The following is a 13,108-nucleotide window of genomic DNA, read 5'->3' on the forward strand; positions in this document are numbered from 1 at the left end:
GGCGCGCCATGAGCTACTTTAGCGACACTCAGCGAATTATTCCAGCCTCCAAAAACAGCATGGCGCCAGATGCCGTAGCGCACGCCATGCTGGACGGTTTTAATCGACATTACGCTTTGTTTCGCTATAGTGCCCAACGCGCTAAGGCATTATACGAATCAGGTAACTGGCACGCGATCCAACAACTGTCGCGCGAACGTATCGAATATTACGATATTCGGGTACGGGAGTGCGCCACCCTTATTTCCAAACAGTTACGCGACGTAGTCCAAGCACCGGACGATGCCCCTACCTGCAATCTTAGTCAAGCTCAAATCAGTTTTTGGCTAGCAGTTAAAGCCTGCTTTGTCAGCTTACTCCCTGGCCATATGCAGCCAGAGTGTGCCGAAACTTTTTTTAACTCCGTCTCCTGCCGGGTGCTGCATAGAAACTATTTTCGCAATGATTTTATTTTTGTGCGTCCCGCTATCGCGACCGAATACCTAGAAGGAGCCCTCCCGGCCTATCGGGTGTATTACCCCGCTAGCGACGGTATCCAGAAAAGCTTAACTCGACTCCTAGCCGATTTCGGCCTCGCCGCCCCCTTTGACAACCTGCCCCGGGATGTCCATAAGATTAGCCGTCGAGCCATTCGGCTACTTAATCGCCATGTCTCCCGCGAAACCAGCCAACGTATCAGTAGTGACTGCCAAATACATGTGCTGAGCTCTTTGTTCTTTCGCAACAAAGGCGCTTATGCAGTAGGGCGGCTCGTCAATCAAGGGGTCATATACCCCTTTGCACTGGCTTTATTACACACGCCCTCTGGACATATTTATATTGATGCGGTGCTAGAAAGCAGTGATGATTTAAGTACTTTATTCAGTTTTACGCGGGCGTATTTTTTGGTGGATATGGAGTCCCCTTCCGCCTATGTGGACTTTTTAAGCAGTTTATTACCCCGCAAACCTAAGGCCGAACTCTACACCGCCATTGGACTGCAAAAGCAAGGCAAAACTCTGTTCTACCGAGACTTCCTGCATCACCTCTCCCATTCTCATGACAAGTTTGATTTGGCGCCTGGAATCGAGGGTCTGGTGATGACCGTGTTTACCTTGCCCTCGTACCCTTATGTATTCAAGCTGATACGTGATCGCATCCGTAAAGCCGATATGGATCACCAAACCGTGCGGAGCAAATATCGTTTGGTCAAAAAGCATGACCGGGTAGGGCGCATGGCCGACACGCTAGAGTACTCCCAGGTCGCTTTACCTAAGGCTCGGTTTTCACCTTCTTTGCTCGCACATTTACGCGCTGAAGTCCCTAGTTTGTTGGAAGAAAATGAGGACAGTTTGATTTTGCGCCATGTTTATATTGAACGCCGCATGACGCCGTTGAATATTTACCTGAGCAAAGCCAGTGACCATGCTTTGAGTGCCGCTATTAAACAATACGGTGATGCCATTCGGGAGCTGGCGGGTGCGAATATCTTCCCTGGCGATATGTTGTATAAAAACTTTGGCGTCACACGTCTGCGGCGTATTGTTTTTTACGACTATGACGAAATTCAACGGATGACTGAGATGCATTTTCGGCGTATTCCTCCTGCCCCTAACGAGGAAGCTGAAATGGCCAGCGAGCCTTGGTATCCTGTTGCCAAAAACGATGTATTCCCCGAAGAGTTTGGCTATTTCCTGCTTGGCGATCTACGCATTAGGAAGGCTTTTATGCACTACCATGCAGACTTATTAGACCCCCAGTGGTGGGCAGCTTGCCGCCACCGTGTAAGCCAAGGTCGAATTGAAAACATTTTCCCGTACGATATGACTAGACGCCTGTATAGCGACAATAATACAGAGTCTACTCACCTTCATTCTTTACCAGGAGTATCGCATGTCTGACCCCGTTGTCATTGTTTCATTAGCCCGCACCCCTATGGGTGGCATGCTGGGCAGCTTGTCAGATCTGGCCGCGCACGAGCTAGGAACCATCGCCATACGCGCTGCTGTCGAGCGCTCAGGCATCCCCCCCGAGGCCGTTGATCAGGTCATTATGGGCAACGTGCTGCAGGCCGGTCAGGGGCAAGCTCCTGCGCGCCAAGCGGCACTTGGTGCGGGCCTACCTCAGGGCGTTTCATGCACCACTATCCATAAGGTATGTGGATCAGGCCTTAAAGCAGCGATGTTCGCCCACGACTTAATTAAAGCCGGCACGGCCGAGGTTGTCGTAGCAGGTGGCCAAGAAAGCATGAGTAATGCCCCTTACCTGCTCCTCAAAGGGCGCCAAGGGTACCGTTATGGTCACAACACCGTCTACGATCACATGGCTCTGGACGGCCTAGAGGATGCCTACCAACGCGGTACCGCGATGGGTGTTTTCGCCGAAGAGTGTGTGAGCAAATATGCGTTCACGCGCCAAGAGCAAGACGACTTTGCCCTAGAGTCACTACGACGCGCGCGTCAGGCCAGTGAAGATGGTAGCTTTGACTACGAAATCACCCCCGTTGTGATTGCTGGGCGTAAAGGTGACATCACTATCGACAAAGACGAAGCGCCTAGCAAAGCTATGCCCGAGAAAATACCTACTCTGCGGCCCGCTTTCAAAAAAGACGGTACCATCACCGCCGCTAACGCTTCCTCCATTTCCGACGGTGCCGCCGCCTTGGTTATCACGAGCGAATCCAAAGCCAAAGAGCTAGGCGTAACGCCCCTAGCACGCATCGTGGCCCACACAGAGCACGCCCAAGAGCCTGCGTGGTTTACTACAGCACCTATAGGCGCAATAGAAAAACTATTGAAGAAAACCGGTTGGAGTGCCGACGACGTTGATCTATATGAAATTAACGAGGCCTTCGCCGTCGTCACGATGGCTGCCATGAAAGACCTGAACATTCCTCACGATAAGGTCAATATACATGGTGGCGCTACCGCCTTGGGCCATCCAATCGGCGCCTCAGGCGCTCGTTTGCTCACTACCTTAGTAGCAGCGTTACGCAAAACCGGCGGTAAGCGCGGTATTGCTACATTGTGCATTGGTGGCGGAGAAGCGGTTGCTCTGGCAGTAGAAATCGTCTAAGCCCTTTTGTGCCAGTTGCTAAGCAACTGGCACTTCTTCTGTCTCACCAAGGAGGTAGTTGGGACAGTCCTTCACTCTTATCCTGTCGGTCTGCTATGTCTATTATTGAATCCAGGATCAATCCCCGTTCCCAAGCGTTTGCGGACAATGCAAGCGTCATGCAAGGCCTAATCCAAGACTTGCGAGAAAAACTATTAAAAGTCGCCCAGGGTGGGTCAGAGTCTGCACGTCAGCGCCATGTAGGGCGAGGCAAACTCTTACCACGTGACCGTGTCGAGTTACTACTCGACCCAGGCACCCCTTTCCTAGAACTCTCACCTTTAGCGGCCTACGACGTCTATAACAATGAGGCGCCCAGCGCAGGGTTGATTACAGGAATAGGCCGCGTCAATGGCATAGAATGCATGATCGTCTGCAACGATGCCACCGTCAAAGGCGGAACGTATTACCCCTTAACCGTCAAAAAGCATTTGCGCGCACAGGAAATTGCAGAGCAAAATAACTTGCCTTGTATTTACCTAGTCGACTCAGGCGGTGCGAACCTACCCAACCAAGACGAGGTGTTTCCTGACCGCGATCACTTTGGTCGAATTTTCTTTAACCAGGCGCAAATGTCGGCCCAAGGTATCTCGCAAATAGCTGTAGTCATGGGTTCGTGTACGGCAGGTGGGGCCTACGTTCCTGCCATGAGCGACGAATCCATTATTGTCCGCAACCAGGGCACGATATTTTTAGGTGGCCCACCTTTGGTCAAAGCGGCAACCGGCGAAGTCGTCAGTGCAGAAGACTTAGGGGGAGGCGACGTACATACCCGCTTATCAGGCGTGGCAGACCATTTAGCTGAAAACGATATCCATGCCCTACAACTAGCGCGCGAAGCGGTGGGGCGACTCAAGCGTCAAAAAACCACTCCATGGCCAATTCGACCATTTGCCGAACCGTTGTATGACACACAAGAACTTAACGGCATTATTCCTGTCGACACCCGTAAGCCGTACGATATCCGCGAAGTCATCGCGCGCATTGTAGACGGCTCCGAGTTTGAAGAGTTTAAAGCTCGTTTTGGTACTACTTTGGTCACTGGCTTTGCCCATATACACGGCATGCCTGTGGGGATCATCGCCAACAACGGTATTTTATTTTCCGAGGCAGCACAAAAAGGCACACACTTTATTGAACTGTGTTGCCAACGAAAAATCCCCCTCGTTTTTCTACAGAACATTACCGGCTTTATGGTCGGGCGCAAATACGAAAATGAAGGGATTGCGCGCCACGGGGCCAAAATGGTTACCGCCGTCTCTACCGCGGCCGTCCCTAAATTCACCATCATTTTAGGGGGCTCGTTTGGTGCCGGTAATTATGGCATGTGTGGTCGCGCCTTTGCGCCCCGTATGCTATTTATGTGGCCCAACGCCCGTATCTCCGTTATGGGAGGCGAGCAAGCCGCTAGTGTGCTGGCGACGGTACGCCGCGACAACATAGAAGCCCAGGGCGAAACATGGAGCACCGAGCAGGAAGAGGCCTTTAAGGCGCCTATTCGAGCCCAATACGAACATGAAGGTCACCCCTATTACGCCACTGCTAGGTTGTGGGACGACGGCATTATTCAGCCCGCTGATACTCGACGCGTACTGGCACTGGCGTTAGCCGCTGCCCTGAATGCACCCATCAAAGAAACTCGTTTCGGCGTGTTCCGCATGTAAGGACAAGGAGAGAAGGTGTTTGATACGATTCTAATCGCCAACCGAGGCGAAATTGCTTGCCGCATCGCGGCCACCGCCCACCGTATGGGTATTAAAACTGTTGCCGTGTATTCCGATGCAGATGCTCAGGCACGTCACTTACAAGCCTGTGACATGGCAGTGCATATCGGAGCATCGGAACCTAAAGCAAGCTATTTACAAGCGCAAAAAATCATCCAAGCCGCTCAAGCTACCGGAGCCCAAGCCATCCACCCTGGCTATGGTTTTCTCGCTGAGAACGAGCATTTTGCTCAAGCCTGCGCAGCTGCCAACATTCAGTTTATTGGCCCACCAGCCAGTGCTATCGCGGCGATGGGCAGTAAGTCTGCCGCTAAAACCCTAATGGAAAAAGCCGGTGTCCCGTTGGTCCCCGGCTACCATGGGGATGAACAGGATGCTGACTTCCTCAAAGCTCAAGCCGATGCCATCGGTTATCCGGTGCTCATTAAAGCGAGTGCAGGGGGGGGCGGTAAAGGGATGCGTATCGTGTCCAGCGGGGCTGAGTTCATGGATGCACTCAGCTCTTGCAAACGCGAAGCCAGTAATAGTTTTGGTGACGACAAAGTGCTGTTAGAGCGTTATATCGTCAAGCCTCGTCACATAGAAATCCAAGTTTTTGCCGATACCCACGGCAATTGTGTCTATCTGTTTGAACGCGACTGCTCCGTCCAACGACGCCACCAAAAAGTCATTGAAGAGGCGCCTGCGCCCGGCATGACGGCTGATCGCCGCCAAGCCATGGGTGAAGCCGCTGTGGCGGCGGCTAAAGCCGTGTCTTATGTAGGCGCCGGCACGGTCGAGTTTATTACCGAGCAAGATGGCACGTTCTACTTCATGGAGATGAATACACGTCTACAAGTAGAGCACCCCGTTACCGAAATGATTACCGGCCATGACCTAGTTGAATGGCAACTGAAAGTAGCAGCAGGACAAGCGCTACCCGTCACGCAAGAACAGTTGCAAATCACTGGCCATTCGATAGAGGTGCGTGTCTACGCCGAAAATCCAGACAATGACTTTTTACCGTCTATTGGTACCTTACGCCATTTAGTATTTCCTACCCATAGCGAGTTTGACCATGCACCTAACGGTGTGCGTGTCGACAGAGGTGTTCAAGCAGGAGATACTATCTCCCCCTTTTACGACCCCATGATTGCTAAGCTTATTGTGCATGGCGCAGACCGAGAGCAAGCTCGCACAAAGCTCATTCAGGCCTTGCGCGGCACCTATAGCGTGGGCGTACACACGAATATTGCCTTCCTAATTCGCCTGCTGGCCGATGAGGCCTTTGCTCAGGCCGACCTCGACACTGGCCTGATAGAACGTCGCCACACACACCTGTTCCCCGCTTCTAATACGGCATCAGAAGCAGAGCTAGCACTTGCAGTGGCAGGCATTTTGCACCACGAGCAACAAAACAGCGGCACAGACACCTGGGCACAAGCTGACATGTGGCGCCTCAGCGGTAGTTATCGGCGCGAGTTCCGCTTTACTGTTGGCGATCACGACTATCAACTTTACCTTTGCCTTGATCATGAGCAACTCCACCTAGAAATCGGCTCAACCCGCTTTCTTTACGCTTGGGAATGCCTACCTAACGGCAATATCAGTGTGCAACTAGATCAGGAGCGCCAACAAGAGCGCGTCATTCTAGATCAACAGCAGGTGTATGTATTCGGCCATCACGGCCTGCGTATATTCCAACGCCAAGATCCCATGTTGCTCACCATTAGCGATGAACAAGAGCAAGGCGGCGGTCTGACTGCACCAATGCCAGGTAAGATTATTGCCTTGCCACATGCTGTCGGAACAGCGGTCAAAGCAGGCGACTTAGTTGTCATCATGGAGGCCATGAAAATGGAGCATAGTATTTATGCGCCACAAGATGGTGTCATCGAAGAAATCTTTTTCGCTCTTGGTGATCAAGTCAGTGATGGAGTCCCCTTGCTCACTATTGGCTCAGCCGACTAAGTTAAGCCCCTTCTTTACTAGCGTATAAACCACACTTATTTAAACGAAAAACTCGCTATGTCACAATAAAGGCATAGAATATGCGCCTTTGCACATAGCGGGTCTATCTCCTAAACATTGGTTTTAGGCCTATACATTCATCTGGGCATTTGCCCCAGCCAGCAAATAAGCGTAAAGTCTTTAACGACGCTTACCCCGTCACCTGCTTTCAATCCTTATGCGGACGGCAAACCTAGACCCATGTTTGACATCCTAGTTTATTTATTTGAAACGTACTACAACCCCCAAGCTTGCCCAAAAGCCGAGGTTCTAGCACATAAACTGGCCGCTGTTGGCTTTGAAGATGACGACATTAACGAAGCCTTGAGCTGGTTGCATGTCTTGTCGGAAACTTCCTCGCAATGTCAGCCACTACAGCTAAAAGAACACACCGATAGTCGGCGTATTTTCGCTGATCACGAACACCACCTATTAGGCGCAGAAGCCATTGGCTTTATTACCTTTTTGCAGAACTCAGGGGTACTCCCTCCGCATTTACGCGAAATCCTCATCGAAAGTGCGATTGCTATCGATGAAAGCCCCGTATCACTGGAAAAAATAAAAATCGTCGCTCTCATGGTACTTTGGAGTCATGAGGCAGAAATCGACCATTTAATTTTTGAAGAATTGCTCAGCAACGATTCAGACAAGCCTGCCCATTAAAATGCAGCACAATCGATCATAAGGCAGCCTAACCGGCTGCCTTATTGCTTTTTATTGCGGCGTGACGTTCTGCAGGCGACCTATAGCCTGTAAGTTGTCATTCAACATCTCTGTCAAGACACTCACACCCCTAGCATTGACTTTAAACAGGCCATAACGCGCTTGATCAAAGTCGTACGCACGCCCTTCAGGGAAAAACCACGCATCGGTACCTAGGCCCCAAGCGCCGCCGGTGCTTTTCACCCGCATCACCACTGCTTCATCAGGCCAGTTATCTTTGTTTTCATAGCGCGCATCGCGTGCAAAATAACGTTCCGCCTGTGCATCAGGGACCTGTATGGCTCGCAAACCAAATACACCGCCCTCGTTGGGGGTCAGCATAATAAGCGTTTGCCCAGCTTTGTGTATCGCCATACTTTGCTCTGTAGGCATGTCCCTGAGGATATCTTGCACTTGTTGCTGAACATGAAACCGTAACGCCATGTAGTCACCCTGCATTAACGAGCGAGGATCCACGGGCATGAGTTCGAGCACCACACTTTTACCACTGCGTAAGACACTTTCTTTTTGATAAATTAACGTATTTGCAGTGGCTAAACTCGCCACTAAACACAGCACGACGCCAATCGTGGTCGCTGTGTGAGCCTTTTTCGGAACACTAGGCTCTGAGCGTTGGCTGACAGCCAAGCGCACATAGCCTCCTAGGGCAGCCATTAACACTAACCCTAAACCGGTACTCAATAACACATAGGCTTTATAGTTCAAGCTAATCGGCATGTAGTAGTACAACCTGCCTAAGCCATACAACAATGAAAATAAGCCTAGCACTACCATGCTCGGCTTACGCCACGCATGCCCCACCAGCAAGCAGGTTAGCGCCGCAGTAACCAACCAGTAATAGCTCCAGAAGAAACATAGAGCCAGCACACCGCCAATAGCGATCCATTGCCCCAGCGAAGCGGATCGATGCAGGGGCCAATAGAACAGAAGCACAGCAGCCGGCAAGAACGGCATGACGTGATATAGAGAAAGCCCCCCGTCTAGGCTCTCACTGAGCCCTGGGAAGCCTGTTGTGTAGATATGTTGCCAATACAAGCCCAGCAATAAAAGCACCCAACATAAGGGGCTCCACAGGGCCAGATGCCAACCTCGGCGATAAATTCCATGGCCCAGCACTAAGGCGGATACCAGACAAAAAGTGCCCATTCCACGCCACGACCAGATTTCTAACCAAGAGGGATCATGTTCCCCTAGCCACACCAAGGACGCTCCAATCCCCCATACAGCCAAAATACAACGCAGTAAAAAAGTTTGTCCGGGTAAGCGATATAGCACGACTGACCATACTAACGCCAAGGCGCATGCGAGCCACAAAGAAAATGGATAGACATCGCCGTATAAACTAACACCACTGTATAACACCAAACCTAAAACTTGCACGACGCTTAGCAAGTCAGCCCCCACACCACTCTGTTTCGATGCTCGGGAGACAAGAAACGGCGAGGCGGCGAGCAGCAATAGCCCCAGCCAACCAAAGGCAGTCTCATCCAACCCTAGGCTGAGCGCTAAATAGGCCACTGCAACCACGACTAACACCAAAATAAAGCCTAATTTAAATAGCCGAACATACCAACTGTCGGTTAAATCTGAGCTTACTTCAGCGCGCTTTTCAGTATCAATGACGGCAGGCTGAGCGGATGAAATAGGGTTGGGTACTTGCTCAGTCTGGGGGATACGATGTGTAGGGGAACGCAAATACGGCAACATCGCACGCCATCGCAAAAGCCAAAACACCATCATGCCTAAGACTAAAAACAAGCTTAGCAATGCGTCTATATGCATAAAAAACAGCACAAAAAGAGCGATATGCGCTCCTGCTAAACTCAAAATGGCAACAAACGGGTCGTAGCGCCAATAGCGCTGTACAAAAAACCACGCTACAAAACCAAGCGTTACTGCCGATGCAGGGTAGTCGACCAGCAGACCTAAACCCACGCCAAAGATGCACAACGCACTGACTCGAGATAACACACGCCAGTTATCTTCACGTGCGCAATACACCGTATTAACCAGCACCCACAGTGATAAGTTCAATACTAAGCAAGCAAATAGGCTCGCTCCCTCTACCCAGTCTCCCGCCTGCATCGAACCGTATAACAACAAAGCAAGATTGAGCACCACAATCTGTAAAAGACCTAAAAACAGACTGCGTACCGTCACGACCAAAGGCATGATTAACAGCGCCCATAAGGCAAACAATTGCCAAGGATCTGCACCCGTTTGATAAATTTGTCCAATTAAGGCCAGCAAGCCCCCCACAGCCACAGCAGCCAGACTACTTAATAGGCTAGAGACGGATAGGTCGGCGTGAAATTTATTCTGCCAAGACTGCAAGCGCCAAGCCAGAACCAAACAGATCAATACGACCGCCTGTACCAAACCTAACCGCAACCAAACTGGCCAATGCCACCAGTTAGCAGCAATCCACGTAATAAGCCCGCTAGACAACAATAATGTTCCTAAACCACCGGCACAACGACAGAGAAATCTAGGCCAAGAATGGGGGGTTAACGGCATATAGGAAGGAATCCATAAAAGTAACAAGCAGAATTTTTCGAATTGATGAGTTTGCTTACCAGCCTGTTAAGTTTACCCAACATCTGCCACGACAACGTAACTGAACTTATACAGACACGGTCAGCAAGAGCATTCAATACAGCGACTGCTGGTCGCTAACAAGACAACTACGCGATCTGCGCTGACAAAAACTGACTCCCGCCAGCGGCCGCATCGAAAAAACAAAAACAGCCCCTTTTATGCGGCAAGATGCCATCGCTTAGCCCGAACGCAGCCATATTTGCTAATATCCGACGGTGTAGCTCCATTTTTTTGGCGCGAGCATCGCATTTTTAATCACAACACTCGCCAGCCAGCGGGGCATCAGGTAGGCTTATGCCAACTGACGACTTGCAACGACTGATACCCTACTCGTATCATCCGCGCTACTGCCGCAGAATTGCTGTCATTGGAACCACATGGAAAAAACACTCATTATTGCCGAGAAACCCTCTGTCGCTTTGGACATATCACGTGCCTTAGGCGGTTTCACGCGCGACGGGGATTACTTTGAAAGCGACCAATATGTACTGGCATCCAGTATTGGCCACTTACTGGGGCTGATCGCGCCCAACGATCCCGTACGCGGCAAGTGGAGTTTCACCCATTTACCCGTGATTCCGCCCCAGTTTGAGCTACAGCCCACAGACAAAAAATCCACTGAGCGGCTTAAGCTACTCATTAAACTGATCAAGCGCAAAGATGTTGGCCAAGTGATCAACGCCTGTGACGCGGGACGCGAAGGCGAACTCATTTTCCGCTACATCATGCAATATGCAGGCTCTAAAAAGCCAGTACAACGCTTGTGGTTGCGCTCGATGACGCAAACCGCGATTCGTGAGGCGTTTGCAAACTTGCGTGACGATGCCGAGCTCAAACCCCTAGAGGCAGCGGCTCGCTCTCGAGCCGAGGCAGACTGGTTGGTAGGTATTAACGGCACACGAGCAATGACCGCCTTTAATAGTAAAGACGGCGGTTTTTTCAAAACTCCGGTGGGCCGTGTACAGACCCCGACCCTTGCTATTGTCAGCGAGCGAGAGGATAAAATCCGTCGCTTTGTCTCACGTGACTACTGGGAAGTCCACGCTACATTTGTTGCCGCAGCCGGCCTTTACAACGGCCGTTGGTTCGATCCGGAGTTCAAAAAAGACGAAAAAGACGCCGAAAAGCGTGACTCTCGTCTCTGGTCCGCGACCGCTGCTCAAACAATAGTCGCCGCCTGCCGCGACAAGCCCGGCATCGTTAGCGAAGAGTCCAAGCCCAGTACTCAAATCTCTCCAGCCCTGTTTGATTTAACTTCGTTACAACGCGAGGCTAACTCGCGCTTTGGGTTTTCTGCCAAAACCACCTTAGCACTAGCCCAAACCTTATACGAGCGTCACAAAGCACTGACTTACCCACGTACCGATTCGCGCTATTTGCCCGAAGATTACGTTGGCACGGTGAAAGACACCATGCAGGCACTTGCCCAGAGCACCACACCCGCCTCCGCATCAGTGCAAAGCTTTGCCCAAACCGTTTGCGAAGAAGGTTGGGTCAAACCAAACCGCCGTGTCTTTGACAATAAAAAAGTCTCTGATCACTTTGCGATTATTCCTACCTTACAAATTCCACGTGAGCTCAGCGAGGCTGAAGGTAAGATTTATGAGCTGGTTACACGCCGCTTTCTTGCCGTCTTTTTCCCTGCAGCGGAATTCCGTGTTACTACCCGCATTACCGAAGTCTCTGGGCATCACTTTAAAACCGAAGGTAAAGTACTGGTCAAACCCGGTTGGTTAGCTATTTATGGCCGTGAAGCTCAAAATGAGGAAGGTTCACTGATTCCCGTGCAAGAAGGGGAGCGTGTGCGTACCGAGGATATAGAGCTGCAGCAACTGGCTACTAAGCCCCCAGCACGCTTTACCGAGGCCACCTTGCTGTCAGCCATGGAAGGCGCTGGCAAACTGGTCGACGACGAAGCGCTGCGAGAAGCGATGTCTGAGCGCGGTTTAGGCACGCCAGCAACCCGAGCGGCGATTATCGAAGGTCTACTTAACGAAGGCTACTTACGTCGTGAAGGCCGCGAACTGGTACCTAGCGCGAAAGCACGCCAACTCATGACCTTGCTTTCTGGCTTGGGAGTCAATGAGCTCACCTCTCCGGAACTGACAGGAGGCTGGGAGCATCAACTCAAACAAATCGAACAAGGCCAATTAGATCGCACCGTATTCATGCGTGAAATTGAACAAATGACTCAAGTCATCGTCAAGCGCGCCAAAGAATACGAACGCGATACGGTACCTGGCGACTACGCCACCTTAAATACGCCGTGCCCCAACTGTGGCGCCGTAGTGAAAGAAAACTACCGCCGCTATGCTTGTACCGCTTGCGATTTTTCTATTGGTAAACACCCCGGTGGTCGCACCTTTGAACTACCCGAAGTCGAAGAGTTGTTGCAAAAACGTGAGCTAGGCCCCTTGCCCGGCTTCATCAGCAAAATGGGCCGCCCTTTTTCCGCTATTTTACGCATTACCGATGAGTTCAAACTTGAATTCGATTTCGGTCAAAATGACGATGACAGTGACGAAGATATAGACTTTAGCAACAGCGTTACGTTAGGGCCATGTCCAAAATGCCAAGCTTCTGTGTTCGAACATGGCATGCGTTATATATGTGAAAAATCAGTGGGGGCGAACAAAAGTTGTGACTTCCGCAGCAACAAGGTCATCTTGCAGCAAGATATTAGCCGCGAACAAATGACTAAACTGCTCAACGAGGGTAAAACTGACTTACTTGATGGCTTTGTCTCGGCTCGTACTAACCGTAAATTCAAGGCTTTCTTGGTTCGTGGCGCTGACGGCAAAGTAGGCTTCGAGTTTGAGCCTAGACCGGAAAAAACAGGGCGCAAAACAGCAGCGAAAAAAAGTAGTACCAAAACGGCTGCTAAAAAAGTGGCTAGTAAGAAAACCGCCGCGAAAAAGGCGGCAAAAAAAGCAGCAAAAAAGGCCGTCGCTAAAACAGCCTCTTGAAAAAAGTAAGCCCAC

The 13,108-nt window shown here is 50.9% G+C and carries 7 protein-coding genes; 6 read left to right on the plus strand and 1 reads right to left on the minus strand.

The window, feature by feature from the left end:
• Window positions 1-8: 8 nt before the first annotated feature.
• The 5 genes from aceK (at window position 9) to OSH01_RS04100 (ending at window position 7,469) form a co-directional block, all read left to right on the plus strand.
• The gene (gene aceK, locus OSH01_RS04080) at window positions 9-1,880 is read left to right on the plus strand and encodes a bifunctional isocitrate dehydrogenase kinase/phosphatase (RefSeq protein ID WP_266122768.1); all 1,872 of its coding nucleotides are present in this window, start codon (window positions 9-11) and stop codon (window positions 1,878-1,880) included.
• Window positions 1,873-3,054 (plus strand): acetyl-CoA C-acyltransferase, encoded by a 1,182-nt coding sequence (locus OSH01_RS04085; RefSeq protein WP_266122769.1) that lies wholly within the window; start codon window positions 1,873-1,875, stop codon window positions 3,052-3,054. Before aceK ends, OSH01_RS04085 begins: the two co-directional genes overlap by 8 nt.
• Before the next feature lie 95 nt (window positions 3,055-3,149).
• Window positions 3,150-4,757 carry a carboxyl transferase domain-containing protein gene (locus OSH01_RS04090; RefSeq protein WP_266122770.1) on the plus strand — a complete coding sequence of 536 codons (1,608 nt, stop codon included), beginning with the start codon at window positions 3,150-3,152 and terminating at the stop codon, window positions 4,755-4,757.
• Between the two features lie 15 nt (window positions 4,758-4,772).
• Window positions 4,773-6,767 (plus strand): acetyl/propionyl/methylcrotonyl-CoA carboxylase subunit alpha, encoded by a 1,995-nt coding sequence (locus OSH01_RS04095; RefSeq protein WP_266122771.1) that lies wholly within the window; start codon window positions 4,773-4,775, stop codon window positions 6,765-6,767.
• 240 nt (window positions 6,768-7,007) lie between these two features.
• On the plus strand, window positions 7,008-7,469 hold the full coding sequence (locus tag OSH01_RS04100) for a DUF494 family protein (protein WP_266122772.1): 462 nt from the start codon (window positions 7,008-7,010) through the stop codon (window positions 7,467-7,469).
• A gap of 51 nt (window positions 7,470-7,520) precedes the next feature.
• Here the strand turns inward: OSH01_RS04100 and OSH01_RS04105 are convergent, their stop codons facing one another.
• Window positions 7,521-10,046, minus strand: a complete 2,526-nt coding sequence (locus OSH01_RS04105; RefSeq protein WP_266122773.1) for a GDYXXLXY domain-containing protein — start codon at window positions 10,044-10,046, stop codon at window positions 7,521-7,523.
• A 458-nt stretch (window positions 10,047-10,504) separates the two neighbouring features.
• Here OSH01_RS04105 and OSH01_RS04110 point away from each other — a divergent pair, with 458 nt between their 5' ends.
• Entirely contained in the window at window positions 10,505-13,093 is a 2,589-nt protein-coding gene (locus OSH01_RS04110) for a DNA topoisomerase III (RefSeq protein WP_266122774.1), read from the plus strand.
• The last annotated feature ends 15 nt before the right edge of the window (window positions 13,094-13,108 follow it).

The sequence above is a fragment of the Alcaligenes endophyticus genome (assembly GCF_026344035.1).
In the GTDB taxonomy this organism is placed as follows: Bacteria; Pseudomonadota; Gammaproteobacteria; order Burkholderiales; family Burkholderiaceae_B; genus Alcaligenes; species Alcaligenes endophyticus.